Origin of the sequence: Mesobacterium pallidum, assembly GCF_019966535.1 — a bacterium.
In the GTDB taxonomy this organism is placed as follows: Bacteria; Pseudomonadota; Alphaproteobacteria; order Rhodobacterales; family Rhodobacteraceae; genus Mesobacterium; species Mesobacterium pallidum.
The window spans coordinates 100050-126821 of sequence record NZ_JAIMID010000004.1 but is presented as its reverse complement, the minus strand read 5'-3'; the positions used below and the strand labels follow the sequence as shown (position 1 = coordinate 126821).

At 68.0% G+C, this 26772-nt stretch carries 24 protein-coding genes; 15 read left to right on the top strand and 9 right to left on the bottom strand.

Translation table 11 applies throughout. The annotated features are described in order from the left end of the window. The first annotated feature begins 91 nt into the window (after window positions 1-91). Window positions 92-3238, top strand: coding sequence for a hypothetical protein (locus MF270_RS07740; RefSeq protein ID WP_238365302.1), 3147 nt, complete (start codon window positions 92-94; stop codon window positions 3236-3238). 255 nt (window positions 3239-3493) lie between these two features. Beyond that, window positions 3494-5395, top strand: coding sequence for a cation:proton antiporter domain-containing protein (locus MF270_RS07735; RefSeq protein ID WP_238365301.1), 1902 nt, complete (start codon window positions 3494-3496; stop codon window positions 5393-5395). A 374-nt stretch (window positions 5396-5769) separates the two neighbouring features. Here the strand turns inward: MF270_RS07735 and MF270_RS07730 are convergent, their stop codons facing one another. The 5 genes from MF270_RS07730 to MF270_RS07710 all read right to left on the bottom strand — a co-directional run bounded on the left by MF270_RS07730 (window position 5770) and on the right by MF270_RS07710 (window position 11207). Then, window positions 5770-6279: a CarD family transcriptional regulator gene (locus tag MF270_RS07730; RefSeq protein WP_238365300.1), complete on the bottom strand. Its 510-nt coding sequence runs from the start codon at window positions 6277-6279 to the stop codon at window positions 5770-5772. Window positions 6280-6633: 354 nt separating this feature from the next. After that, window positions 6634-6972 carry a ferredoxin FdxA gene (fdxA, locus tag MF270_RS07725; protein WP_238365299.1) on the bottom strand — a complete coding sequence of 113 codons (339 nt, stop codon included), beginning with the start codon at window positions 6970-6972 and terminating at the stop codon, window positions 6634-6636. A gap of 207 nt (window positions 6973-7179) precedes the next feature. Next, complete coding sequence (locus tag MF270_RS07720) at window positions 7180-7566, bottom strand: RNA-binding S4 domain-containing protein (protein ID WP_418887866.1); 387 nt, start codon at window positions 7564-7566, stop codon at window positions 7180-7182. Next, window positions 7563-10568, bottom strand: coding sequence for a helicase-related protein (locus tag MF270_RS07715; protein WP_238365298.1), 3006 nt, complete (start codon window positions 10566-10568; stop codon window positions 7563-7565). The genes MF270_RS07720 and MF270_RS07715 overlap by 4 nt, the downstream gene beginning before the upstream one ends. Window positions 10569-10604: 36 nt before the next feature. Further along, window positions 10605-11207, bottom strand: a complete 603-nt coding sequence (locus MF270_RS07710; protein ID WP_238365297.1) for a tetratricopeptide repeat protein — start codon at window positions 11205-11207, stop codon at window positions 10605-10607. A gap of 131 nt (window positions 11208-11338) precedes the next feature. Between MF270_RS07710 and MF270_RS07705 the strand changes: the two genes are divergently transcribed. The 12 genes from MF270_RS07705 to MF270_RS07650 all read left to right on the top strand — a co-directional run bounded on the left by MF270_RS07705 (window position 11339) and on the right by MF270_RS07650 (window position 23220). Beyond that, entirely contained in the window at window positions 11339-11629 is a 291-nt protein-coding gene (locus MF270_RS07705) for an SCP2 sterol-binding domain-containing protein (protein WP_238365296.1), read from the top strand. Then, window positions 11629-12603: an alpha/beta fold hydrolase gene (locus tag MF270_RS07700; protein WP_238365295.1), complete on the top strand. Its 975-nt coding sequence runs from the start codon at window positions 11629-11631 to the stop codon at window positions 12601-12603. The genes MF270_RS07705 and MF270_RS07700 overlap by 1 nt, the downstream gene beginning before the upstream one ends. A 39-nt stretch (window positions 12604-12642) precedes the next feature. Further along, entirely contained in the window at window positions 12643-13641 is a 999-nt protein-coding gene (locus MF270_RS07695) for a ligase-associated DNA damage response exonuclease (RefSeq protein ID WP_238365294.1), read from the top strand. Next, window positions 13638-15236, top strand: a complete 1599-nt coding sequence (locus MF270_RS07690; protein WP_238365293.1) for an ATP-dependent DNA ligase — start codon at window positions 13638-13640, stop codon at window positions 15234-15236. The genes MF270_RS07695 and MF270_RS07690 overlap by 4 nt, the downstream gene beginning before the upstream one ends. Before the next feature lie 54 nt (window positions 15237-15290). Beyond that, on the top strand, window positions 15291-16151 hold the full coding sequence (locus MF270_RS07685; RefSeq protein ID WP_238365292.1) for an ATPase: 861 nt from the start codon (window positions 15291-15293) through the stop codon (window positions 16149-16151). A gap of 46 nt (window positions 16152-16197) precedes the next feature. Next, a complete protein-coding gene (locus tag MF270_RS07680) occupies window positions 16198-17118 on the top strand; it encodes a homoserine O-succinyltransferase (protein ID WP_238365291.1) in 921 nt (306 codons plus the stop codon). Next, window positions 17102-18073 carry an alpha/beta fold hydrolase gene (locus MF270_RS07675; protein ID WP_238365290.1) on the top strand — a complete coding sequence of 324 codons (972 nt, stop codon included), beginning with the start codon at window positions 17102-17104 and terminating at the stop codon, window positions 18071-18073. Before MF270_RS07680 ends, MF270_RS07675 begins: the two co-directional genes overlap by 17 nt. 261 nt (window positions 18074-18334) lie before the next feature. Further along, complete coding sequence (gene ppk2 / locus MF270_RS07670; protein WP_238365289.1) at window positions 18335-19204, top strand: polyphosphate kinase 2; 870 nt, start codon at window positions 18335-18337, stop codon at window positions 19202-19204. After that, on the top strand, window positions 19197-19811 hold the full coding sequence (locus MF270_RS07665) for a TetR/AcrR family transcriptional regulator (RefSeq protein WP_238365288.1): 615 nt from the start codon (window positions 19197-19199) through the stop codon (window positions 19809-19811). The genes ppk2 and MF270_RS07665 overlap by 8 nt, the downstream gene beginning before the upstream one ends. A gap of 3 nt (window positions 19812-19814) precedes the next feature. Next, window positions 19815-20594, top strand: a complete 780-nt coding sequence (locus MF270_RS07660; protein WP_238365287.1) for a hypothetical protein — start codon at window positions 19815-19817, stop codon at window positions 20592-20594. Window positions 20595-20794: 200 nt separating this feature from the next. Next, window positions 20795-22369 carry a methyl-accepting chemotaxis protein gene (locus MF270_RS07655; protein ID WP_238365286.1) on the top strand — a complete coding sequence of 525 codons (1575 nt, stop codon included), beginning with the start codon at window positions 20795-20797 and terminating at the stop codon, window positions 22367-22369. A 197-nt stretch (window positions 22370-22566) separates the two neighbouring features. Next, entirely contained in the window at window positions 22567-23220 is a 654-nt protein-coding gene (locus MF270_RS07650) for a TorF family putative porin (RefSeq protein ID WP_238365285.1), read from the top strand. Between the two features lie 104 nt (window positions 23221-23324). Here the strand turns inward: MF270_RS07650 and rpsI are convergent, their stop codons facing one another. The 3 genes from rpsI to MF270_RS07635 form a co-directional block, all read right to left on the bottom strand. Beyond that, on the bottom strand, window positions 23325-23816 hold the full coding sequence (gene rpsI, locus MF270_RS07645; protein ID WP_238365284.1) for a 30S ribosomal protein S9: 492 nt from the start codon (window positions 23814-23816) through the stop codon (window positions 23325-23327). Between the two features lie 3 nt (window positions 23817-23819). Continuing rightward, window positions 23820-24284, bottom strand: a complete 465-nt coding sequence (gene rplM / locus MF270_RS07640) for a 50S ribosomal protein L13 (RefSeq protein ID WP_238365283.1) — start codon at window positions 24282-24284, stop codon at window positions 23820-23822. A 168-nt stretch (window positions 24285-24452) separates the two neighbouring features. Then, window positions 24453-25892 carry an aminotransferase-like domain-containing protein gene (locus tag MF270_RS07635; protein WP_238365282.1) on the bottom strand — a complete coding sequence of 480 codons (1440 nt, stop codon included), beginning with the start codon at window positions 25890-25892 and terminating at the stop codon, window positions 24453-24455. Window positions 25893-25990: 98 nt separating this feature from the next. On the opposite strand from MF270_RS07635, the gene MF270_RS07630 reads away from it, so the two are divergent. Beyond that, window positions 25991-26218 (top strand): DUF1127 domain-containing protein, encoded by a 228-nt coding sequence (locus MF270_RS07630; protein ID WP_238365281.1) that lies wholly within the window; start codon window positions 25991-25993, stop codon window positions 26216-26218. An 88-nt stretch (window positions 26219-26306) separates the two neighbouring features. Here the strand turns inward: MF270_RS07630 and MF270_RS07625 are convergent, their stop codons facing one another. After that, complete coding sequence (locus MF270_RS07625) at window positions 26307-26741, bottom strand: PaaI family thioesterase (RefSeq protein WP_238365280.1); 435 nt, start codon at window positions 26739-26741, stop codon at window positions 26307-26309. Window positions 26742-26772: the final 31 nt, after the last annotated feature.

Sequence of the window (26772 nt, the reverse complement as noted above, 5' to 3'; positions counted from 1 at the left end):
GGCAGGCGGATTTCGGCGGTTTCCCGCCCGAGAGTCCGGCTGCACGAGGCTGTGACTCCCCTGCCCCCGCGCGCAATGGTAAGGGCATGACATGAAACCGGATTTTGCGCTATCGCTGTCCTTCGATGGCATCTCCCTGCTGGTGCGGGAGGGCGCCGCTTGGCGTGCCATCGACCGGGTGGCCATTGATTCCCCCGACCTCACCGCCGCCCTCGCCGGCATGCGCCGCAAGGCCGAGGACACGGCCACGTCGAAACTTCTCAGCAAGTTGCTGATCCCCGAGGCGCAGATCCGCTTCATGGAGATCGCGCTGCCCCAAGCCGGCGACCCGGCCGAGATCGTGCGCGCCGCGCTGGAAGGTGCGACGCCCTACCCGGTCAACGACCTGGTCTGGGACTGGGCCATCGACGGCGAGGTGATCCGCATTGCCGCCGTCGCGCGCGAGACGCTGGACGAGGCCGAGGATTTCGCCCGAACCAACGGGTTCAACCCGGTGTCCTTTGCCGCAGCACCCGGCGTCGGCGGGATGGGAACCGAAGTGTTCTTTGGCCCCACGCGACTTGGCTCGACCCTGCTGGCGCCCTGGCAGAAGGTGACCCGGGACGGACCCGCGCCGGTTCAGGCCCGCGCCTCCGAAACGGCCGAGCCCGAGGCAACCCCCGAGGGCGAGCCCGAAGCGTCGCCGGATCCGCTGCCGGTTTTCATCCATGATCGCGGGGCGCCCGATCCCGCCGAGGCAGAGGTGCCGGCGTCCGATGAGGCCGCGGCGGTTATCCCCGCGCCCGAAGAACCCGACGAAGCGGCAGAGCGCGACGCCGATGCGCCGGGCCCGCTTGCAGACCATGTCCAGGGCCCGCCAGAAGACCAAGAGCCCACCCCTCCGCCCCTCGCGGCACACGCACCCGCGTTTCAGGCGGCCAAGGACCCGGAACCGGTCTTCACCCATGTCCGCCCCGAGCCGCAGTCGCCCCCCCCGACCGCGCCGGGCCCCGACCGGCCCCAGGTTGCCGCCAGGCTGACGATTCCGCCCGCGCCCGCTGCAGGGCTGGCTGCATCCTCGCCCGCGCCCGACCTGCCGGTGGGCAGCTTCCACTCAATCCGCGCGACCCGGGGCGAACCTGCAGCCGCCCCGTCCCCACGCCTCGACGGTGCCAGCCGCGGCAACATCTCGGCGCCCGGCATTCCTATCCCTGGCTTCCGCGCCGCGCCCGAGGACGCCTTGGACGAGCCGCTGCCGCCCAAGCCGGCGCCGGCAATCATCCGTGACCGCGTGAACGGCACCGCGCAGGCGAATGACGCCGCGCCCGCATTCGACGCGCCCGACGCCCAGGACCCGAACGAAGAGCGCAAGGCCGAGGTCGCCTCGAACCTCGGGCGGATCCTGCAGCGGTCGCGCGCCACCCGTGCCGACAGCCTGCCGCCCGGGCTCGCCGCGGCGATGACACCGCCCGCCGCCGAGGCCGCGCCCGAGGAAAGCCCCGCCGCCCGGATGCGCAAGCTGATGGCGCGACGCAGCGGCACCGCCACCCGCGACAGCGACCCCGAGGCGGCCGCCCGCCGCGAGCAGATGGAGGCGGAGCGCGAGCGCATGACCGTCTTTGGCGCCCGGGGCAACGCCAAGGCGCAGATCGGCGGCAAGCCGCGCTTCCTGGGCCTGGCGCTGACGCTGGTGCTGCTGCTCTTCATGGCCGCCGTGGCCGCGCTGGCCTCCACCTACGGCGACCGCATCGTGGCCCTCTTCCGCGCGCCGGACGCCCCGATCACCGTGGCCCAGCCCGCGCCCGAGATCCTGCCCGAGGCGCCCGATGCTGGCACGCCCGAGGTCACCGGCCCGCAGATCTCGCTGACCGAGGCCGACCCGGGCGTCGATACCGCGCCCGAGACGCCCGACGTCCAGGCCCTGCGCCAGCCCGCGCCGCAGCCCAGCCAGGCCGTCACGCCCGAGGCCGCGCAGGCCCGTTATGCCGCAACCGGCATCTGGCCGGCCGCCCCCGACGCTCCGATGCCGCCGCGTATCAGCCTGCAGGAACAGCTGCAGGTTGCCGCGATCGACCCGAACCTCGGCCTGCCGCGCCTGCCCGAACGGCCGGGCGCCGGCACCGCCCCAAGTGCCGACGATTCGGGCATCCTGGTGCAGGCGCCGCCCCCGCCGGGCGTGATCTACGACCTCGACGCGCGTGGCATGATCGTGCCGACGCCCGAGGGCATCGTGACCCCCGACCGCTTCCTGCTGGTCGCCGGGCGTCCGCCGCTGCTGCCGCCGACGCGCGGCGGCCTCGTCGATCCGGACACCGGGCAGGTCACGCTGGCCGCCCTGGCCCAGCCCGAGGCCTTCAATCCCGGCATCAGCCCCCGCCTGCGCCCCGAAGGCCTGGCCCCGGCGCCCGAGACCGCCGCGCCCGAAGCGGCCCCCGAGCCGACTGCACCGGAAGCCGCGGCCGAGGAAGACCCGCTGGTCACGCCCGAGGCGCCCGAGTTGTCGGACACCGCCACGCCGCCCGACGCCATCGCGACCGAAGAGCAGCCCGCCGCCCAGGCCACCGTGCCCTTTGACGGGCCGACCCCGCCGGCGCGCCCTGTCGGCCTGGGATCACTTGCGCCGCTGGGCCAGCCCGAGGCCGCCGCGCCCGAGGCGCCCGTAGAGGAGCCTGTCGCGACCGAAGACTCCGCCGCTGCCCTGCCCGTCTTCGACGGCCCGCGCCCGCGCCCCCGCCCCGCAGAGGTGGAGACGCGCGCAACGGCCGCCGCGCCGAGCGCTCCCGAGGCAGCGCTGGAAGCGGAGGTCGAAGCGGAGGTCGAAGCGGAACCGGAACCCGCTGCGACAACCATCCTCAACGCGACCAACCAGGCGGTCTCCGCCTCGCTCGTGCCCTCGGGGCGGCCGGCGAATTTCTCGCGACAGATCGCCCGGGCCGAGCGGCAGGCCGCGCGCGAACCGGCGCCGCAGCAGGTCGCCCAGGTCGCGCCGCGCACCGTGCAGCAAAGCGCACAGACCGCCGCCTCGGTATCGACCCAGGCAACGGTGCGCAACGCGATCAACCTGAACCGGCTGAACCTGATCGGCGTCTACGGCAAGCCCTCGAGCCGCCGCGCCCTCGTGCGCCTGCCCAACGGCAGCTACAAGAAGGTCCAGGTCGGCGACCGGATCGACGGCGGCCGCATTGCCGCCATCGGCGAGGCCGAGCTGCAGTACACCAAGAACGGGCGCAGCATCACGCTGAGCATGCCCCGCGGCTGATGCTGCCCAAGCGGGCGGCACCCTGCCCGATTTCTGCGCGCCATCCGAAGCTTGCGGCTTTGACCCCGCCGCCCCATCGCGTAACCTGACCGCGTCCTGCGCCCTGCGCGGACCGCATGTCATCGCCACCCTGACCCCGAAACCGGCGCGCCGGCCGGGTGCCCGGCTCCGGGCCCTGGCCACCGTGCCCCTGAACGCCGCAGCTTTCGCCCCGCGCCCCCGGGGCCAATTCCCCTCGAGAGGGTTCGCACCACCATGGAAGTCTTTCTGTACCAGGCGTCGATCTACCTGCTGGCGGCCGTGATCGCCGTGCCTTTTGCCGCGCGGCTGGGGCTTGGGTCCGTGTTGGGCTACCTCGCCGCCGGCATCGCCATCGGCCCGGTGCTGCAACTTGTCGGTTCCGAAACCCAGGACCTGCAGCATTTCGCCGAGTTCGGCGTGGTCATGATGCTGTTCCTGATCGGGCTCGAGCTGGACCCCCGCGCGCTTTGGGACATGCGGCACCGGCTGATCGGCCTCGGGGGGCTGCAGATCCTGCTGACCATCGCCGCCGTCACCGGGGGCGCGCTGCTGATGGGTTATGCCTGGCAGACCGGGGTCGCGCTGGGGATGATCCTGTCGCTCAGCTCGACCGCCATCGTGCTGCAGACCCTGAACGAAAAGAAGCTGATGCAGACCAGCGGCGGGCGCTCGGCCTTTTCCGTGCTGCTGACCCAGGACATCGCGGTGATCCCGATGCTGGCGGGCCTGCCGCTGCTGGCCGTGGGCACGCTCGCCTTCGGCACCGACGGCTCCATCGCCCGCGCCGGGCAGGAGGCCGCGGGCCACGGCGCCGCCAATCATGGCGACGAGGTCCACGCCGCCATGTCGCTGGTCGAGGGCCTGCCCGGCTGGGGCGTCACACTGGTCACGCTGGGCGCCGTCGCTGCGGTGGTCCTGGCGGGGATCTACCTGACCCGGCCGGTCTTTCGCTACATCCACCACGCCCGCCTGCGCGAGATGTATACCGCCGTCGCCCTGCTGATCGTCGTGGGCATCGGCCTCTTGATGACGCTGGTGGGCCTCTCGCCCGCGCTCGGGTCCTTCCTGGCCGGCGTGGTGCTGGCCAACAGCGAGTTCCGGCACGAGCTGGAAAGTGACCTCGAGCCCTTCAAGGGGCTGCTGCTGGGGCTCTTCTTCATCACCGTGGGCGCGGGCATCAACTTCAACGTCCTGCTGCGCGACCCGGTCGGGATCGTCGGGCTGACGCTGGCGCTGATCGCGATCAAGCTCGCCGTGCTTTATGGGCTGGGGCGGCTGTTCAAGCTGCGGCGCCGGGCGCTCATGCTGTTCACGCTGAGCCTGGCGCAGGCGGGTGAATTCGGCTTCGTGCTGACCTCGTTCTCGGTACAGCAACAGGTGCTGCCGGCGGGGCTGTCCGAGCGGCTGCTACTGGTCATCGCCCTGTCGATGCTGATCACGCCGCTGCTCTTCATCCTCTACGAGCTGCTCAGCATGCGGCTGGGCCATGACGTGGCGCCGGACGAGGAGGACGTGATCGACGAGACCGGCCCGGTGATCATCGCCGGGATCGGCCGCTTCGGGCAGATCGTGAACCGGCTGGTCCGCTCGGTCGGGGTCAAGACGGTGGTGCTGGACAACGACATGCGCACGATCCAGCTGATGCGCCGCTTCGGCTATCGCGGCTATTTCGGCGACCCGACGCGGCCTGACCTGCTGCACGCGGCAGGGCTGGAACATGCCTCGGTGCTGGTGGTGGCGCTGGACGATCCGCAGGCGGCGCTGACGCTGGTACGCCATGCGCGGCAGATCCGGCCGGACCTGCACATCGTGGCCCGGGCGCGCGACCGCAACCACGTCTACAAGCTCTATGCCGCCGGGGCGAACGACATTGTGCGCGAGCTGTTCGACAGCTCGCTGCGGGCCGGGCGCTACGTACTCGAGAACATCGGGCTGAGCGAGTTCGAGGCGGCCAAGGCAGAAGAGACCTTCTACCACCACGACCGCCACACGATGCGCGAGCTCGCCGAGCTGTTCGATCCGGACATCCCCTCGCACGAGAACGCGGCCTATGTGCAGCGCTCGCGGGAATTGGCGAAGGAGCTCGAGATGGCCCTGCAGCAGGCGCTGGAGGAGGACGGGCAGGACGCGGCCTGACAGGCGTGTCTCCCTGGGCTGGTCGGCCCGGCCCGCGGCCGCCCGGCCGACCTCTTCGACCTCTGCCGCGACGCGTCCCGATTCCCTGGCCCATCGCAAGCGGGCCCCGTCGCCCGGCCCCGCGATCCTTTCGCTGCGAGCAGATCCCGGCGATCCGCCTTGCCAAGCTCCAGCGGGGCGCGCACATGTCGCCACATGTCATGCGAAGCAGGAGGATTTGCGCCGCACGTCGTGCGTCGCCCGGGGGGCGGGGGCGCGCTGCGCGCGCCCCCGCCCCCCGGGCGACGCAAAACGGCCCCGGTGCGCCAGCACCGGGGCCGTTTTCGTTCGGACCATCAAGCGGCCCGCAGGGCCACCGATGGATCAGGCTGCGTTCAGGCGGCGCGCGAGGTCAGTACCTCGTCGACCTTGCGCGAAGCGGCCAGTTCGTCGCCGCCCGATACGGCCGCGACTTCGCGGGTCAGCCGCTCGAGTGCCGCCTCGTAAAGCTGGCGCTCGGAATAGCTCTGCTCACGCTGGTCATCGGTGCGGTGCAGGTCGCGCACCACCTCGGCGATGGCGATCAGGTCGCCCGAGTTGATCTTCTGTTCGTATTCCTGGGCGCGGCGCGACCACATGGCCCGCTTGACCTTGGCCTTGCCCTTCAGGGTCTTCATGGCCTGGCTCACCACGTCAGGGGAGCTCAGCGACCGCATGCCGATCTCCGTCGCCTTGTTGGTCGGCACGCGGAGCGTCATCTTGTCCTTCTCGAACGAGATCACGAAGAGCTCCAGCGTCAGGCCGGCGATCTCCTGCTCCTCGATCGAGACGATCTGGCCCACGCCATGCGCGGGGTAGACGACGTAATCGTTGGGGCGGAACTCGGTCTTCTTGGTCTTGGTCATTCGGTCCTTCCTCGGGGCGCGGACCCCGGTCCTCAGAGGCGACAAGACCACCGGACGGAAACGACTGAGGTCCCGAACACGGTGGTCATGAGAGTTGGGTTACACGTCTTCCCAGAAGAGAAAGCAGCGATCAGGGATGTGGCAGACGTGTTTCATGTGAGCGCAAATATATCAAAAAACGCGCATCATTCCTAGCGGGCTCGCACGGCGCCCACGGACCGGACTTATCTCAATGTAATCAATTCGTTACAGACAAACAGACATCCAGACGCCGCAAAAACACGCCGATCCGGGGCGAATCAGCTTGACCCCGAAGGGACGGCCCGGCAACCCGCCGGGCCCGTATCCTGCCGCTCAGCCGCCTTCGCCCGGCGCCTCTGAGAAGTACTTCTCGAGCTTGCCCGTCTCGCCGTCGCGCTCTTCGGCCTCGGGCAGCGGGTCCTTGCGGGTGATGATCACTGGCCAGAGCTCGGCGTACTTGCGGTTGAACTCGACCCATTTCTCGGCATCGCCGTCAGTATCGGGGCGGATTGCGTCCGCCGGGCATTCCGGTTCGCAGACGCCGCAGTCGATGCATTCGTCCGGGTGGATCACCAGCATGTTCTCACCCTCGTAAAAGCAATCCACGGGGCACACCTCGACGCAGTCGGTGTACTTGCAGGCGATGCAGGCATCATTGACGATGTAGGTCATATCGGGTTCTCGTTCTTGCCTTTGTCCGCCTAGCTAATCCAGACCCAAGGGGGGATCAAGCCATCCGGGCGCCGAAAGGACGGCGTGACGCATCCGGGCCCGCCCTTGGGCGAAAGTTCCGGCAGCGCGACCTGCCCATGGAACAAACATACGGCACAGGGTCATCTTTGGCGATCCCCTCTTGCGCGCCGCTCGCGCGCGGCGCGATCACCGGGGCGACTCGCCCGGATCGCCCTCGCCTTTCAGCTGGTCGATCTCGCGCCGGTCCTTCTTGGTCGGGCGCGGACCGACGCGCACCGGGCGCGGCTCGTCTGGCGGCGTGAGGTCGGTGTAGAGCGCCTGCGCCTCGACCGCGGGGCCGCGGCGGGTGCCGATGCCCTCGATCCGCACCACGCGCACGCGGTTGCCTTGGGTAAAGGTCAGCACGTCCCCCGGCCCCACCGGGGCCGCGGGCTTGAGCACCTTTTCCGCGTTCACCCGGCAATGCCCGCCCGAGACGACCTTGGCCGACAGGCTCCGCGTCTTGAAGAAGCGGGCCTGCCAGAGCCATTTGTCCACGCGCTGGCGCTGCTGCGGGGCCGCGTCCAAGGTCACTCCTTGTTCTTCAGCCCCATCAGCGCGGCGGCGAAGGGGTTGTCGGGGTCGATCTTGTCCTTCTTGCGATCCGGCTTGGCCGAGAAGCTGCGCGGGCCCTCCTCGCGGCGGGGCTTGCCCTTGTCACCGCGCGGACCGCCTTTCGGGCCGCCCTTGCCGCGCGGCTTTCCGCCACCCGACCGGGGCTTGTCGCCACCTTCACCGCGCGCGCGGTCACCGCCGTCGCGGCGGCCCCGACCGCCCTCGCCCTCGGCTGCGCGGGCGCCACGCTGCGGACGGTTGCCGCCGCGGCGGTTGCCGGCCCAGGTGAAGGTGTAGAAGGTCTCGATCTCGGGGCCGGCGATGGCCGCATCGGCCGCCGTACCGGGCACAACCTCGTCCGCGGGCACCTCGGCCACGGCCTCGGCAGGCTCGGCCGGTTCGGGCGTGGCGTCGACGGGGGCGACGCCCTCATCGGAAATGGTGTCCACTCCAGCGGGCACGTCATCGGCAGCCGGCGTCTCGGGCGCGTCGATGACGGCACCGGGCGCGGCCTCTGCGGCCACATCCATGACCGGCGTGTCCGCCTCGGGCGTCTCGCCCTCGACGGGCGCCGCGTCACCGGGCACGGTCGTGTCGACCGCCTTGACCTTCTCGCGCTCGCCCTTCTCGGCCTTGTAGCCAAGGCCCTGCATCAGGTCGGCGAACTGGTCCAGCGTCATGCCGGTGATCGACAGCATGTCGGGGTTCGCCTCGAACCCGCCCCGGGTATCCTGCACGCGCAGCATGTCGGCCAGACGTTCCAGCATGTCGATGCGGATCGCCCGGGTGCCGGCGTTGCGGTAACCCGACATGGTGTCGTAGCCCTCGGGCGCGGCACCGTCCACGGGCACGGTGACAAGGCCCGGCGGCGGGGATTCGGGGAATTCGCCCAGGTCTTTCGCCAGCGACCACAGCACCAGCCGCAGGCGCGTCGGCGCGGGCTTGAGCAGCAACGGCAGGAAGATGGTGAACTGGCCGAACCGGATGCCATGCTTGCGCAGCGCGCCGCGCGCATCCTGGTCCAGCGCCTTGACGTCATCGGCGACAGCCTGGCGCGGCAGCACGCCGAAGCCCTCGACCATCTGGAAGGCAAAGCCACGCGCCAGCCCGCTGAGAGCCTCGTCCCGTTGCAGGTTCAACAGCGGCTCGAACAGGGTCGCCACCTTGCGGTCGATGAAATGCTGCAGCCGGCGCTCGACCTTCTGGGCCACGTCCGGGCCCGCCTCTTCGTCGACGAAGGCCTGCACGCGGGGTTTCAGCGGATCATCGCCCTTGACCAGCTTGCCGACAGCATCCGAGCCCCACATGAGGCCGCCCTGCTCGGTATAGTCGATCTCGGTATCGGGGGCATTGTAGAACCGGTCGGCCCGCAGATGGAAATGCGGCGCCAGCGCCTGCGCCGAGGCGGTCTTGATCGCCTTGGCTTCCGCGCCCTGCGCCTTGTCGTCCCGGCGGAACCGGAACCCCTCGAGACGGCCGACGAATTCGCCCTCGACCGTCACTTCACCCTTGTCGTTCACTTCGGCCAAAAGGGCCTCCTTCTGCTTCAACCGTTTCAGCAGCACCGATGTCCGCCGATCAACGAACCGCTGCGTGAGCGCCCCATGGAGCGCATCCGACAGGCGGTCTTCTACAGCGCGCGTCGCCTCACGCCAATGGCTTTCGTCCTCGGTCCAATTCGCGCGCTGCGCGACGTAGGTCCATGTGCGGATATATGCCAAACGCTTGGAGAGCGTATCTATGTTCCCGTCGCTGCGGTCCAGCCGGTTTACCTGACGGGCCATGAAATCGAACGGAACCCGCCCACGTTCGTGCAAGTGGTTGAACAGCACCATCAAAAGCGCGGCATGTTCGGCATGGCTGATGCCGCGAAAATCCGGCACGCGGCAGACATCCCACAAAAGGCGCACCGAGGGGCCGTCGCTGGCGCGGGCCATCACCTCGGCCTCGCCGGCGAGGGATTTCAGCGCCATCAGGTCGTCGGCCTCGCGCGATTTGACCAGCCTTTCGTCGGCCGGGGAGCGTTCGAGCGAGTCGATCAGCGCGTCCACGGTGCCAAAGCGCAGGTCGGCATTGCGCCAGTTCAGCTTTTTCAGCGGGGTGAACTGGTGGTCCATGATCGCGCGGGCGGTGTCCTCGTCCAAGGGGGGCGCCTCTCCGGTCGTGCCGAAGGTGCCGTCGGACATGCCGCGCCCGGCCCGGCCCGCGATCTGCGCCAGCTCGTTCGGGGCCAGCATCCGCATCCGCCGACCGTCGAACTTGGTGAGCGAAGAAAAGGCCACGTGGTCGATGTCGAGGTTCAGCCCCATGCCGATCGCATCCGTCGCGACAAGGTAATCGACCTCGCCATTCTGGTACATCGCCACCTGCGCATTGCGGGTGCGGGGGCTGAGCGCGCCCATGACCACGGCCGCGCCGCCCTTTTGCCGGCGGATCAGTTCTGCGATGGCATAGACGTTTTCCACCGAAAAGCCGACGATGGCCGAGCGCGCCGGCATCCGGCTGATCTTTTTCGACCCCGAATAGACCAGCTGGCTCATCCGCTCGCGGCGGATGTACTCGACCCCCGGCACAAGCTGCGCAATCGGCCCGCGCATCGTGTCCGAGCCAAGAAACAGCGTCTCGTGCAGTCCGCGCGAGCGCAGCAGGCGGTCGGTAAAGACATGGCCCCGTTCAGGATCGGCACAAAGCTGGATCTCGTCCACGGCAAGGAAATCGCAGCCCATGCCTTCGGGCATCGCCTCGACCGTGCAGACCCAGTACTGGGTGCGCGGCGGCACGATGCGTTCCTCGCCCGTGACCAGCGCCACGACCGAGGGACCGCGCAGCGCGACGATGCGGTCATAGACCTCGCGCGCCAACAGCCGCAGCGGCAGGCCGATGACGCCGGTGCGGTGGCCCAGCATCCGTTCGATCGCATAGGTGGTCTTGCCGGTGTTGGTGGGGCCAAGCACCGCGACAACGCGCGTCCTGTCTGCCATGATTCCCCCCGGTTGGGCCTTGCTTCGGGCCCGGGCTTACAGCGAGGTGCCGCGCAGGCCAAGCTCAAGCCGGTCCCGGGCCTCGCGCGCATCTGCGTCGGTGGGGTTCAGATCAAGCGCCATGCCATAGGCGGCGTGGGCCTCTTCTTCCATGCCCAACTGCTCCATCACGGTCGCAAGGCCGCGCATGGCGCCGAAATGGTGGGGGTTGAGGGCCAGCACCTGCTCGAGATCGGCAATCGCCGGCCCCCAGCGTTCGGTGTTGTAGAAGGCCAGGGCGCGGCCCATGTAGCCTTCGGCGAAATCCGGCGCATGGTCGACCAGCGCCGAGAAATGGTCGATCGCCGCCTCCCAGTTCTGCCGCTCGGCGGCGTTGCGGCCCCGGCGCAGCAACAGGTCCATCGTGGCCGAGCCCGACTTGGACCAAAGCGTCATGATCTGATTGGTGATGCGCGCGCCCTGTTCGGGCGTCTCGGCCTCGCGCAGGCGCATCAGCAGCTCGTCTTCCTCGGAGCGGTCGGCATCGGTGGGGGCCATGGCACTGGGCGCGTCCAGTTCGATCCCCGGGCGCGGCATGGGGATCGGCGGCAGGTCCGTCTCCTGCGCCAGCGACGGTCCGGCGAGAGGTAAGGAATACATGACTACCGCGAGGAATGTCGCGACGGTATGTTTGAAAGGTATCCGCGATGCGCCCATGATGGGGATGAGTGTAGCGTGCCTGCGCCCGGATGCAATGCCGGCGCGGGCCAGATCCGGAGACAGGACACAGAATGAACGACATCGTGAACGGCGCGGTTGCCGCCCTTTCCCAGAAAATCGACGCCGGCGACTTTGACGGCTCGGCCAAGTTCGTCATCGAGGGCGAAGGCTCGGTCATCATCGACGGCGCGGGCGTGCGCGCGGGCGACGAAGAGACCGACGTGACCCTCACCGCCGATGCCGACACCTTCCAGTCGATGCTGGCGGGCGACACCAACCCCACCGCCGCCTTCATGTCCGGCAAGCTGTCCGTGGACGGCGACATGGGCAAGGCCATGCAACTCGGAGGCTTGCTGAGCTGATGCAGATCACCCCCGCCCCTTACCGTGCCGACATTGCAGACGGGCCCGACGCGACCGAGTCGCATTGGCTGATGGCCGATGACGATGTCCGCATCCGGGTCGGGATCTGGCGTGCGGCGAATGCCTCGGGAACGGTGCTGCTGTTCCCGGGTCGCACGGAGTTCATCGAGAAATACGCCCGCAACGCGCGCGATCTCGTGGCGCGGGGGATGAACGTGGTGACGGTCGACTGGCGTGGGCAGGGCATGGCGCAGCGCCTGCTGCCCGACGCCATGACCGGCCATGTCGGCATCTTCGCCGATTACCAGCGCGACGTGGCGGCGGTGACGGCCGCCCTGCCCGCGTTGGACGTGTCCGGCCCCTACGTGCTGCTGGCCCATTCCATGGGCGGCTGCATCGGGCTGCGGTCGCTGATCGACGGGCTCAACGTCAAGGCGGTGGTCTTCACCGGCCCGATGTGGGGCATCCGCATGGCGCCGCAACTGCGTCCCGCGGCCTGGGCGCTCAGCTGGGGCAGCAACCTAGTTGGGTTGTCGCATGTCTATGCCCCTTCGACCAGTTCGGCCAGCTACGTGGCCGAGGCGGATTTCGCCGACAACACGCTCACCCGCGACCGCGAGATGTGGGATTACATGAAGCGCCAGGTGCTGGAGTATCCCGATTTCCAGCTGGGCGGGCCGTCGCTGCGCTGGCTGAACGCCGCGCTGGTGGAAATGCGCCGCCTGTCACACCTGCCTTCGCCCGACCTGCCCTGCGTTACCTTTGTCGGCGACAACGAACGCATCGTGGACGTGTCGCGGATCCGCGACCGCATGGCGCGTTGGCCCGGCAGCCAGTTGCGCATCGTGGAAGAGGCCGAACACGAGGTCCTCATGGATCGCCGCGCCGTGCGCGAGGACATCGCGGACACGGTGCAGGGGCTTATGGATGGCTCCGCTCTCCCTTTGGCCGATGAGGACCGCGCCTGCGCCTGAGGCGCTGGCCGCCCCGCGCGGCCGTGCTAGATTGCGCGCATGGCCGTCCTGACCTTCACCCCCGAGGGCATCTATTGCCCCGCCGGCGATTTCCACATCGACCCCTGGCGCCCCGTGCCGCGGGCGCTGATCACCCATGGCCATGCCGACCACGCGCGGCCCGGGCACGGCGCTTACCTCGCCACCCATGCGGCCGGGCCGGTGATGCGGCATCGGCTGGGCGACATCGCGCTGGACTGGATCGCCTATGGCGAAACGCGCCGGATCGGCGGGGCGAATGTGTCGTTCCACCCGGCAGGGCATGTGCCGGGCTCGGCCCAGATCCGCGTCGAGGTGGGCGGAGAGGTCTGGGTCGTCTCGGGCGACTACAAGGTCGAACCGGACGGGTTCTGCGAGCCGTTCGAGCCGGTCAAATGCCACGCCTTCATCACCGAATGCACCTTCGGCCTGCCGGTCTTCCGCTGGCGCCCTCAGTCCGAGATCGCCGCCGAGATCAACGCCTGGTGGGCCCGCTGCGCCGCCGCCGGCCAGACCGCGATGCTGGGCGCCTATTCGCTGGGCAAGGCGCAGCGCCTGCTCGCCGCCATCGACTCGTCCATCGGCCCGATCCTGACCCATGGCGCGGTCGAGAACACCAATGCCGTGCTGCGCGCGCAGGGGCTGTCCCTGCCGGACACGATCCCCGTGACGCCCGAGACCAAGGGCAAGGACCACCCCGGCGCGTTGGTGATCGCGCCGCCTTCGGCGCTGGGGTCGACCTGGGCGCGGCGGTTCCGGCCCGTCTCGACCGGCTTCGCCTCGGGCTGGATGCAGCTGCGCGGCATCCGGCGGCGCCGGGCCGCTGACCGGGGCTTTGTGCTGTCGGACCATGCCGACTGGCCGGGCCTGTTGCAGGCCATCCGCGCGACGGAGGCCGAAAAGATATTCGTCACGCATGGTTACACCGAGATCTTCGCGCGATACCTGCGCAGTGAAGGCTGGGATGCGGAGGTTGTGCCCACCGAATTTACCGGCGAGGACCTGGAGGAAGAGGCATGAAGGCCTTTGCCACGCTCTTCACCGCGCTCGACGAGACCACCAAGACCAGCGTGAAGACTGCCGCGCTGGCGGAATATTTCCGCAGCGCGCCCGATGACGACAAGCTCTGGACCGCCGCGCTGTTTTCGGGCCGTCGCCCCAAGCGGGCCGTGACGACCACCCTGCTGCGCGAATGGGCGGCGGAGCGGGCCGGCATCCCGCTGTGGCTGTTCGAGGAAAGCTATCCCATCGTCGGCGACCTAGCTGAGACCATTGCGCTGGTCCTGCCCGAGACGGAGACACCCGAGGAACGCTCTTTGTCGTTCTGGATCAGTGAGTTGCTGACGCTTTCCCAGGTGCCGCAGGAAGAGCGCAAACCGCGCATCCTCTCGGCCTGGGACCGGCTCGAGACGCGGCAGCGGTTCCTCTTCAACAAGCTGATCACCGGCGGGTTTCGCATCGGGGTCAGCCAGAAGCTGATGACCCGCGCATTGGCGCAAGCCACCGACCGGGACGAGTCCGAGCTGGCCCACCGCCTGATGGGCGACTGGACCCCGCAAACCACCTCGTGGCACGCGTTGATCGAGGCCGAGGATGCCGAGGCGCCCCTGTCGCGCCCCTACCCGTTCTGCCTGGCCCACCCTGTCGAGGACGGGCCGGAAAACCTCGGTCCACCAACGGATTGGCATGCGGAGTGGAAGTGGGATGGCATCCGCGGCCAGCTGATTCTGCGCGGCGGCGAACACTTCCTGTGGTCTCGGGGCGAAGAGCTGATGACCGACCGCTTCCCCGAGTTCGCCCGCGCCAAGGACGTGCTGCCCGACGGCGTGGTGATCGACGGAGAGATCCTGGCCTGGGACCATGCCACCGAGACGCCGCAAAGCTTCGCCAACCTGCAACCGCGCATCGGACGCAAGACCGTCCCCAAGAAGCTGCTCAAGGACGCCCCCGCGATCCTCTATGCCTATGACCTCTTGGAAGAAAACGGCCAGGACCTGCGCGACCGGCCGTTCGACGAACGGCGTTCACGCCTCGCCCATCTCCTCGAAAACCAACCGGATCACTCGCCGCTGCGCCTGTCGCCCGAGCTGGCTTTCGACAGCTGGGACGCCCTCGCCAGCCAGCGCAAGTCGGCGCGCGAGAACCGGGCCGAGGGGCTGATGCTCAAGGCCCGCGCCAGCACCTACCACGCCGGGCGCAAGCGCGGCGATTGGTGGAAATGGAAGCTGGACCCGCTGACCATCGACGGAGTGATGATCTACGCCCAGCAGGGCCATGGCCGCCGCGCCAACCTCTTCACCGACTTCACCTTTGCCGTCTGGAAGGGCAACGAACTTGTCCCCTTCACCAAGGCCTATTCCGGCCTGACGGACGAGGAATTCGGCCAGATCACCGCCTGGGTGCGCAAGAACACGCAACAACGGTTCGGCCCGGTCCGGCAGGTCAAGGCCGTCCATGTTTTCGAGATCGCCTTCGAAGGCATCCAGGCCTCCCCCCGCCACAAGTCCGGCATCGCCCTGCGCTTTCCCCGCATGGCCCGCTGGCGGCATGACAAGTACGCCGCCCAGGCCAACACGCTGGATGACCTTCAGGAACTGCTCAGCCTCTACGGCTGAGTTGACCGCCCCGCGCCCCCGCAATAAACGCGAAGGCAAGAGGCAGGAGTGGCCATGATTTACGAAACCGCCGAAGACTGGCGCGCCGCGCCGCGCAAACGTGTCCTGCTGTTCGCCATGTCGGGCCTCGGCAAGACCCATGTCAGCCAGGCGCTGCGCGATGGCGGCGACTGGTTCCATTACTCGATCGATTACCGCATCGGCACGCGCTACATGGGCGAATACATCGCCGACAATGCCAAGGCGCATGCGATGCAGGTGCCCTTCCTGCGCGATCTGCTGATGTCGGATTCGATCTACATCGGCTCCAACATCACCTTCCACAACCTGACGCCCGTGTCCTCCTACCTCGGCAAGCCCGGCGACACGGCCAAGGGCGGCCTGCCGTGGGAGGAATATACCCGCCGCCAGGACCAGTTCCGCGAGGCCGAGATCAAGGCCCTGCTCGACACCGGTTATTTCATCGACCGGGCCGAGCGGCTCTACGGCTACCCGCATTTCATCTGCGACACCGGCGGGTCGATCTGCGAATGGGTCGATCCCGATGATCCGGAGGACCGGGTGATGCAGGCGCTCTCGGAGGCGTGCCTGATGATCTGGATCAAGGGAACCGAGGCCCATACCGAAGAGCTGATCCGCCGCTTCGACCGCGCCCCCAAGCCCATGGCCTACCAGCCCGCGTTCCTGGCCCGGGTGTGGGACGAATACCTCGCGACCAAGGGGATCGCGGCGGACAAGGTGGACCCCGACGCCTTCATCCGCTGGACCTATGCCCAGGCGCTGGCGCACCGCCAGCCGCGCTACCAGGCGATGGCCGACCGCTGGGGCCTGACCATCGACGCCGGCGACATGGCCGGGGTGCGCGATGAGGCGGGTTTTATCGACCTCGTGGCCCATGCTCTTGAGACCCGCTAAGGACCGGTCTATCTAAGCCCCTCCCCATCAACCCGGGATCACACCAATGCCCATCAAGCTGCCCGAAGACCTGCCCGCCTACGACGTCCTCACCCGCGAGGGCGTCATGGTCATGTCGGAAGAGCGCGCGATGCGGCAGGACATCCGCCCGCTGCGGTTCGGCCTGCTGAACCTGATGCCCAAGAAGGTGCAGACCGAGAACCAGTTCGCGCGGCTGCTGGGGGCGACCCCCTTGCAGATCGAGCTGAGCCTGATCCGCATGAGCGAGCACCAGACCAAGAACACCGCGGCCGAGCATATGGAGGCGTTCTACCGCCCCTTCGCAGAGGTGGCCGACAGCGGCGAGAAGTTCGACGGGTTGATCATCACCGGCGCCCCGATCGAACACCTGCCCTTCGAGGAGGTGACCTATTGGGACGAGCTCACCCAGGTCTTCGACTGGACGCAAAGCCATGTGCAAAGCACCTTCGGCGTCTGCTGGGGCGGGATGGCGATGATCCACCATTTCCACGACGTCCCCAAGCACATGCTGGATGCCAAGGCCTTCGGCGCGGTGCGCCACGTCAACCTCGCGCCCGCCTCGCCCTACCTGCGCGGCTTTTCCGATGACATGGTCATCCCCGTCAGCCGCTGGACCGAGATCCACCGGGACGAGGTCGAGGCAGCCGGCCTGCCGATCCTGATCGACAGCCCCGAGACCGGCCCCTGCCTGGTCGAAGATCCGTGCCACCGCGCGCTCTATATCTTCAATCACCTCGAATACGACAGCGGGACCCTCAAGGAGGAATACGACCGCGACGTGGCCGAGGGGAAACCGATCAACGTGCCGGCCAATTACTACCCCGGCGACGATCCGTCGAAGAAGCCGCAGAACCGGTGGCGCAGCCATGCCCACCTGCTCTACGGCAACTGGATCAACGAGATCTACCAGTCGACGCCGTTCGACCTGAATGACATTGGCCGCTAAGATCCTGATAGCCTTGGTCGCCCTGGTCCTGGCCGGGGCGATCGCGACGCTTTGGAAAGCGCGTCACCATGAACGGGCGGCCGAAGCGCGCTGGCCTGCCGAAGGGCAGTTGCTCGATGTCGGCGGCCACCAGGTCCACGCGGTGGTGATGGGCGCGGGGCCCGACCTCGTGCTGATCCACGGTGCCTCGGGCAACACCCGCGACATGACCTTCCGCCTGGCCCCCGCGCTGGCGGAGCATTTCCGGGTCATTGTGCTGGACCGCCCCGGGCTGGGCTATACCCACCGCATCAATCGTACGGGCGCGACGATCACGGATCAGGCGGCGCTGCTTTCGGGCGCCGCGCGACAGCTTGGGGCCGAGCGGCCGCTGGTGGTCGGCCAAAGCTACGGTGGCGCGGTGGCGCTGGCCTGGGCGGTGACGCAGCCCGATCACATCGCCGGGATGGTGTCCATCTCCGGCGCCTCGCACCCCTGGGACACGGGGCTTTCGACCTATTACAAGGCGCTCTCGCATCCCTGGATCGGTCCGCTGGTGATCCCGCTGCTCACCGCCTGGGTCCCCGACCGGGTGGTCGAGGCGAACCTGTCCGAGGTCTTTGCCCCGCAGGCGGTGCCCGAGGGCTATGCCGCCCATTTCGGCCCCGGCCTGACCCTGCGGCGCGAGTCCCTGCGCGCCAACGCGCTGCAACGGGCCAACCTGCTGGGCGAGATCGAGACGCTGTCGCCGCGCTATTCAGACCTCACCCTGCCGATCGAGATCGTCCACGGCGATGCCGACACCACCGTCAGCCCCGAGATCCATGCCCGTCGGCTGGTGGCGGAGGTGCCTTCTGCCCGGCTCGAAATCCTGCCCGGCATCGGCCACATGCCGCAGCATGTCGCGGTCGAGGCGGTGGTGGCCGCTTGCCTCCGGACCGCCGCGCGGGCGGGGCTCGGGGTTTCGGATCGCTGACGCGATCCGACCCGCCGGGGGCTGCGCCCCCGGACCCCGCTGGTGGTGGGGGCCAGCCCCCACACCCCCGGAGTTTAGCTGGCAAGATGAAGGGGATCGGGGCGGTGGCTTTCCCTCCTGCACACCGCCCCCTTTCATTATTCTACAAATACTCCTGCCCCTGGCGCCGTGTGCGCAACGTCGGCTGCGACGCTCTTGGATTTGCGTTAATCGCCTTTACATTCCATAGTCCGAGCCAACGAGCAGAAGCGGAGCCGGCCCATGAACCTGCCCTTTGACGGTGCGATCAGCGCCTATTTCGAGACCGAGGCCCCGGAGGAGATCCGCACGGCCATCGAAGAGGGCAGCAAGAAGGATATCCTCGATCCCGGCTATCCCTATGACGCCTGGATGGGAAAGGACGACTACGAAGACCAGATGGACGCATTGCAGCGCGAACTGGTCAAGGTCCAGCACTGGGTCAAGGAGAGCGGCCAGCGCATCGCCGTGGTCTTCGAGGGGCGCGACGCGGCCGGCAAGGGCGGCACGATCAAGCGCTTTCGCGAGAACCTTAACCCCCGCGTCGCCCGCACCGTCGCCCTGTCGAAACCGACCAAGACCGAGGCGACGCAATGGTATTTCCAGCGCTACATCGATCACCTGCCGGCGGGGGGCGAGATGGCACTTTTCGACCGCTCCTGGTACAATCGCGGCGTGGTCGAAAAGGTCTTTGGCTTCTGCACCGACCACCAGCGGGCGCATTTCTTCCGCCAGGTCCCGGAGTTCGAACGGATGATAGTCGACGAGGGCATCCACCTCGTCAAGCTCTGGCTCAACGTCGGGCGGGCCGAGCAGTTGCGCCGCTTCCTGTCGCGTGAAAGCGATCCGCTGAAGCAGTGGAAGCTGAGCTGGATCGACGTCGAAGGGCTGAAGCGTTGGGAGCCCTATACCGAGGCCATCGCCGAGACGCTGACCCTGGCGCATACACCCCATGCGCCCTGGACCGTGATCCGCTCGGACGACAAGCGGCGCGCCCGGCTGAACGCCATTCGCGCGGTGCTGGCGGGGCTGGATTACCCCGGCCGCGACGGCGCGAACATCGGAGAGATCGACCCGAACGTCTGCGGCGGGCCGGAGATCTGGCATGCCTAAACGTGGCTACCACCACGGCAATTTGCGCCAGGCCCTGGTCGAGGCGGCGCTGCAACTGATCGAGGCGAAGGGCCCGACCGGCTTTACCCTGTCGGAGGCCGCCAAGCAGGCCGGCGTCACCCCCGCCGCCGTCTACCGCCATTTCGAGGGCCGCGAGGACCTGATCGCCGAGGCCGCGCGCCAGGGCTACGAGATCTTTGCCGACGTGATGCAATACGCCTATGACAAGGGCCAGCCCTCGGCGCTGGCGGCGTTCGAGGCGACGGGGCGCGCCTATCTCGCCTTTGCGCGCAAGTATCCTGGCCATTACATCGCGATGTTCGAAAGCGGCATCTCGGTCAACCGCACGCCCGAGCTGGCAAAGGTCGCGCGCCGCGCCCGCGATGTGCAGGAACAGGCGGCGCGCGATCTCAGCCAGCACATCCCGCCGGAAAAACGCCCGCCGCCCTCCATGTTCTCGGCGCATGTCTGGGCCATGTCCCACGGCGTGGTCGAACTGTTCGCCCGCAATTCGCCCGGCACGCAAAGCCCGTTCCCGCCCGAGGATCTTCTTGAGACCGGGATCGGGATCTACCTGCGTGGCCTGGGCCTGATCCCGAGGGATTGAGCGATGAGTGATGAGCCGGACCTGGGGTCCGAGTTGACCTACAAGGGCGGCTTTGGCGGGCTGCTGCCCGGCCCCGAAAAAAGGCGGCCCTATGACGGCATGGCCGAACTGCTCGACGCCTACGCGGCGCGCGGAGTTGCGGAGCTGTGGAAGATGACCACCCCCGCGCCGCGGGTGAAACCGCCGCGCTGTGACACCGCCCGCGAAAAGCTGGCCGAGCTGGCGCATGAATTCCAGGGCCGGCCCATGGCGCTGACCGTCCATGCCCTGACCATCGCCGCCGCGCGCCGCCAGGACACGCCCGAGGTCGCCGGGCGGCTTTTCCGCGCGATCTGGACCGAGACCCCCTACGAGATGCTGGATGCGCTCGACATGCGCTGGCGGCTGTCGGCGATCCAGACCTTCGTCGATTTCGGAACGAACGAGGTTCAGCGCCGCGCCGCCGCGCGGCTCACGACCTTTTTCCAGGTCATCAAGCTTTACGAGGCCGAGCGGCTCTATTCCCGCTTTGGCCCCGGCGCGGTCTTCAAGGTGCTGGGCCAGCATGACGGGCCGCTGCCCTACGGGCTCAAGGGCTATTCCATGCGCAAGGGCGATCTTGACCGCAATCTTCTGGGCACGCTCTGGGTCGAGGCCGAGGAGGACCCGGTGCTGCGCCCGCTTGCCTGTCGCCTGCTGAACGATCTCAACCGCGCGGACGAAGGGCTGTTTCACCGGCTGATGAAGATGCGGCGTCGGCTGCAGAAGATCGCGGCCGACAAACGGACGGCCGATCCGGACTGACCGGCGCGCGTTAGCGAAATCACAGGAATTGGGCCCGATACTGCGGCAAACCCCACCGCGGGATGCATGAGCCGGAGTCGCCCGATGCTGGACGCCCTCGTCAACCATTTCCCGGCCCTGCTGCCGGCGGTGACCCGCGTGGCGGGCCCCTGTCGATACCGCGCCCCCGGCCCTGCCTGCAACGAGTGAAGCGGACCCAAATGTCAGATCTTCCCGAGCCCAAGACCAACAAGGACGAATTCGAAATCAACCGTGTCCGCGCCACCCGCCTCGTGGCGCGGATCGCGGTCCTGTCGATCCTCGTGATGCCCGTCGCCGCGTGGTACGCCGGCACATCGATCCTAATTGCCGCCATGCTGAGCGGGCTGCTGGCCGCGCTTGGCGTCCATGCCCACATACGTGCCGAAAGCAAGTCCGGGCGCATCCTGGCCGCCCAGGCGTTGACCGGCCAGGTGATCGTGCTGAACGCGGTCTTTGCCGGGCATTCCATGCAGCTTGACATTCACATGGTCTATTTCGCGGCGCTGGCCGTGATCTCGACCATGAACGGGTTCAAGGCATTGGTGGGATCGGCCGCGACGATCATCCTTCACCATGCCGCGCTGACCTTCGTCTTTCCGGTGCTGGTCTACCCGTCGTCGGACCTGGTGTTCAATCTCGGTCGCACCGGCTTTCATGCCCTGATCGTCGTGGCGGAAACCTGGATCCTCGCGCAATCCATCAAGGAACGGTTCGATTTCGTCGCCGAGGCTGACGCCCAGACCCGCCGGGCCCAGCAGGCCGAGGCGCAGGCGTCCGAACTCCACACCCGCCACGGGGCCGAGGTCGCGCGCGTGCTGGACACCTTCCGCGACAACCTCGAGCGGCTGGCCGAGGGCGACCTGAGCCAGCGCATTCATCACCTGCCCGAGGATTACGCGGACCTCGGATTCTATTTCAACCGGGCCAGCGACCGGCTCGAGGATGCGCTGCGCCAGGTCACGGAGCGCGCGCACGAGATCAGCGCGCAATCGGGCGAGCTGAGCCGCGCGGCCGCCGAGCTGGCCGACCGGACCCAGGGTCAGAACGCGACCCTGGCCGAGTTCACGACATCGCTTGCCGCCCTGGCGCAAAGCATCGAATCGACCGCCAGCGATGCGTCGAACGCGCAGACGCTGTCTCAGACCACCAGCGTCTCGGCCGCCAATGCGGGGGACGTGATGCAGCAGACCCGCGACGCCATGAAGGGGATCGAGGGGTCGTCGAACGAGATCCGCGACATCGTCTCGGTGATCGACGACATCGCCTTCCAGACCAACCTGCTGGCCCTGAACGCCGGGGTCGAGGCCGCGCGCGCCGGCGATGCGGGCAAGGGCTTTGCCGTCGTCGCGAGCGAGGTGCGCGGGCTTGCGCAGCGTTCATCCGATGCCGCGCGCGAGATCCACGCGCTGATCGCCGGCAGCGTGGACGGGGTCAAGAAGGGCGCCGACCTCGTCAATCGCACGGGCGAGGTGCTGGACCAGATCCGCGAGTCGATCGGCAAGATCACCCGCTCGATGGAAGGGGTCGCCGGCACCAACACCTCGCAATCGCGCCAGGTGACCGAGCTGACCAGCGCGATCGACATGCTGGAAGACGTCGCCAACGACAACGGCGCCATGGTCGAGCAGACGACCGTAGCCAATGAACGCCTGCATGCCGGGGCCGAGGACCTCGTGGCCCTGGCCGAACGCTTCACCCTGTCGCAGGGCGCCTCCGCGCGGCGCGACTCGCATCGGCCCCGCGCGGTGGCCTGATCGGGCCCTGCCCTGCGGGCGCTGCAAGGCCGCGCCGCATGCGGTGAAAGGCAGGTGCCTGCCGATTGTGCACCTGCGGCACAATCCGCACATCCGCCTGCCAATCCGGCCCGTTCACGAATAGTTTGACTGCCGTCAGGCGCTGCGGCGCGGCATTCTGCCCGCACCAACCACCCGCATTCAACAAGGACAAAGCGATGCGTCTCTCCTCCCTCGCAGCGGCGACCGGCCTGGTCTCTGCCATCGCACTGACGGCTGCCCCCGCCGTCGCCAACGAGCTCGAGATCTCCGGCTCGGCCGCCCTCAACATCGAAGCGGACACCGGTGACGGGATCTCTCATTCCGCCAGCACCGCCGAGATCGGCATCGACCTGTCGTATGGCGGCGCCTTCGGCGGCATCTGGGTCGGCTCGCTCTACGACGACCCGTCGGACGAGCTCGAGATCGAGCTGAGCCTCGGCTACGGCGGCGAATTCGCCCCCGGCTACACCTACGGCATCACCTATACCCACTACTTCCTGAACAACTCGGGCGAACAGGGCTACGACCTGACCTTCGGCCTTGCCGCCGCCGTGTCCGAGCAGTCCGAGATCGGTATCGACGTGATCTACGCCCCCGAGGACGAGACGACCGATGTCGAAGGCTGGGTCGCCGTCTCGCTCACCGACCGCTGGAGCCTTGCCGGCCTGGTCGGCAAGAGCCAGGCCGACGACAACACCTACTACGAGTTCGGCGTGGGCTACGCGCTCACCGACTCGGCCGGCCTTGGCCTGGTCTACGAGGATGCCGACGATTCCGACGGCACGCTGACCTTTTCGGTCACCTACGATTTCGACATCCTGGGCGGCTGACGCCCCTGCGGCGGCCCGTTCCCGGTCGCCGCATCCCCCCGGAAAAGCAAAACGGGCGCCCGATCGGGCGCCCGTTTCGTTTGTCGGTGATGCCGAAGCCGCGATCAGCGCTTCGAGAACTGGAAGCTGCGGCGCGCCTTGCGCTTGCCGTATTTCTTCCGTTCCACCACGCGGCTGTCGCGGGTCAGGAAACCGGCGGCCTTGAGGGCCGAGCGCAGCGACGGATCGTAAAGCTGCAGAGCCTTCGAGATGCCGTGCTTGACCGCACCGGCCTGGCCCGAAAGACCACCGCCCTTGACGGTCGCCTGCACGTCGAACTGGCCTTCGACACCAGCGATCGAGAACGGCTGGCGCAGGATCATCTGCAGCACGGGACGGGCAAAGTACTTGTCCATTTCCTTGCCGTTGACGGTCACCTTGCCCGAGCCCGGCTTGATCCAGACGCGTGCGACGGCGTCCTTCCGCTTGCCAGTGGCATAGGACCGGCCCAACTCGTCACGGACGGGCTCGGCGTTGACGATTTCGGCTGCGACCGGGGCAGAAGCACCCTCGACGACCGCACCCAGCTCTTCGAGCGAATTCACTTGATCGGCCATGGTTTACGCGCTCCGGGTGTTCTTGGCGTTCATGGACTTGACGTCCAGGACTTCGGGCGATTGCGCATCATGCGGGTGCTCGGCACCGGCATAGACGCGCAGGTTGGTCATCTGCTGACGCGACAGGCGGTTGCCGGGCAGCATCCGCTTGACGGCAGCGGTGACGACGCGCTCGGGGTACTTGCCTTCCAGCAGCTCGCCCGCGGTGCGGTGCTTGATGCCGCCCGGGTGGCCGGTGTGCCAGTAGTATTTCTTGTCCGTGCGCTTCTTGCCGGTCATCTGCACCTTGTCGGCGTTGATGACGATGACATTGTCGCCCATGTCCATGTGGGGGGTAAAGGTCGCCTTGTGCTTGCCACGCAGGCGCATGGCGACGATCGAGGCGAGGCGGCCCAGCACGACGCCCTCGGCGTCGATGATGATCCACTTCTTCTCGATGTCTGCAGGCTTTGCAGAGAAGGTTTTCATGTCGGGTCCAGTCTTGATTGGTCTCGGGCGCCCCAAAGGGTCGCCGGCAATTCGGATTGCGGCGTTATACAGGGTAATTGGCCCCAGTCAACGCCCCACATTCCTAATTTTCTATTACAAAACAGATACTTGCAAAAACGGTATCTATTTACCCCAATTTCGAAGGCGTCAGACCGCCAGATTCTCGGGCGGCCTCCCCAGCAGCAGGCCCAGACGGCTCACCGCATGCTCGAAGATCTCGGTCGACACCTGCCCGTTCAGCGCGATCCGCACCGCGTGGACGGGCCGCGCGTCGCGGGCCGCAAACTCGTCCGAGGTCTTCAGCCCCACCTTTTGCGCGGCCGCCGCACGGGCAAAGCTCTCGGCCCGCCAGGTCTGCGGCAGGTCGAGCCAGAGGAAGGGCACGTCCTCCTGCCAGGTCAGCGCGTGGCCGCCCAGGTGATTGACCGCGATCCGCAGGTCGTCGTTGATGCGCTGCCGCACCGCCTCGGCGAGGGCGGGCATGCGCGGATCGTCGACCATGCGCACGAAGAGGTCGGTCAGCGGCGACGAGACGCCAAACGAATTATGCGCCGCGATGCGCGCCAGCGGCAGGCCCCACCCTTCGGGCGCGGCGACGAAACCAATGCGCAGCGCGGGTGTCAGCACCTTGGACGGAGAGGTCACGTACCAGCCCAGCTCGGGCAGCAGCGCCCGGTAGGCCGGGGCCCGGTGCGGCCCGATGCGGTAACAATCGTCATCGATCACATGCATGTGCAGCCGCTGCGCGACCTCGGCGATCTGCTGTCGGCGTTCGGGCGTGGTGGCGCGGGTCGTCGGATTGCAGACCTCGGCCGAGGTACAAAAGGCCTGCGCCCCATGCAGCCGCCCCAACGTCTCGAGCGCCTGCGGATCCGGCCCCTCGCGATCCCACGGCACCGGAATGCAGGTCGCCCGCGCCAGCTCGGCCGCGCGGCGGTAGCCGGAATAGGTCAGCTCGTCGACCAGCACGACCGGGCCCGGCCCCCGCAGCACGCATTGCAGTGCCATGACGATGCCCGATTGCCCGCCATGGGCGGTGACAAGATCGTCGTCGGTCAGCGGCCCGATCGGCGCCGCACCCATCCAGCGCCGGAACGCCTGCCGCGCCGGCAGGTCACTGTCGCGGCCCGGGTAGTTCATCAGCCGGTCGGTCGGCATCTCGGCCGCCAACCCGGCCAGATGTTCGCGGATCAGCTGGCTCTGGCCGAGATCGGGCAGCATCGGCGTGCGCAGGCTGACCTCTCCGTCCCCCTGCGGCAACCAGGCCGAGGGCGCGAGTGTCGCCGGGTTGGCCACGGGCGGCGCCGGCGGCACCGACCGTTCGGCGACAAAAGTGCCCCGACCGACCCCCGCAGTCAGCAGCCCCGAATCGGTCAGCGTCGAATAGGCCCGCGCCACGGTGCCCGGCGTCACGCCCAGCCGCCACGACAGGTCCCGCACCGGCGGCAGCCGCGTGCCGGCGGGCAATCCCCCGCCCAGGATCGCGCGCTCCAGCCCCTCGGCCAGCCCGCGATACTTGGCCCGCCCCGCGGCAGTGATGGCCTGGCCGAGGTCGCCGACAAGAGCGCCGGACAATATTGTACCCATTACAATGTTTCCATGGACGGAGAAATTTCGCGAATGTATCCCTTACATATCGCGCATCCGCGATTGTATCAACACATTAATGAACGAAGGAACATCCCATGTCGCCGCAGCACGCCCTGCATCCCGCCTTTGCCGACCTCTATGATCGCAGCCACGCGCTGCCGGTCGTGGCCCGTCTGGCCCTGGCCGTGGCTGTCAAGGTCGAGACATGGGACCGAACCCGTCGCACGCGACAGGCGCTCAAACAGCTCGAGCCGTGGCAATTGCACGACGTCGGCCTGACCCCCGACATGGTCAACGCCGAGCTGCGCCGCCGCGGCCACTGACCCCACACCTCTCCCCCGCCCCGCGGCATCCCTGTCGGGGCGGCACCTTCGGGTCGGAGCGTTGCTCCGGCCCTTTTTGCAGTCGGGCTCAGCCCGCGGGCGGAATGGAGTAGGTCATCGAGGCCCGCGCCACCGGCTGCGCCATACCGTCCGAGTAAAGCAGCACGTCCCCCACCGCCAGCACCCGGCCGAGCTTGAGCAGCCGCGTCTCGGCCACCAGGTCCGCATGCGCCACGGGCTTGCGCATGAAATCGAGCGCGGCCGAGGTCGTCACGCTCAGCGCCTTGGGCCCGATCCGCGCAAGGATGGCGAGGTAGACCGCCACGTCCGCCAGGGCGAACATCGACGGTCCCGACACCGTACCACCCGGCCGCAGGTGCTTGTCCTGCACGACAAGGCGGATGCGAATGCCGTCCGAGGTCACTTCCTCGACGGTGAATTCACCGGCAACCTGCTGGAAGAACTCCTCGAGAAAGCGGTTCAACGCCGCCTCGTCCATCACGATATCCGCCAGATCGGCCATGCTTTCCTCCCGCTTCGCTTGGCCCTAGACT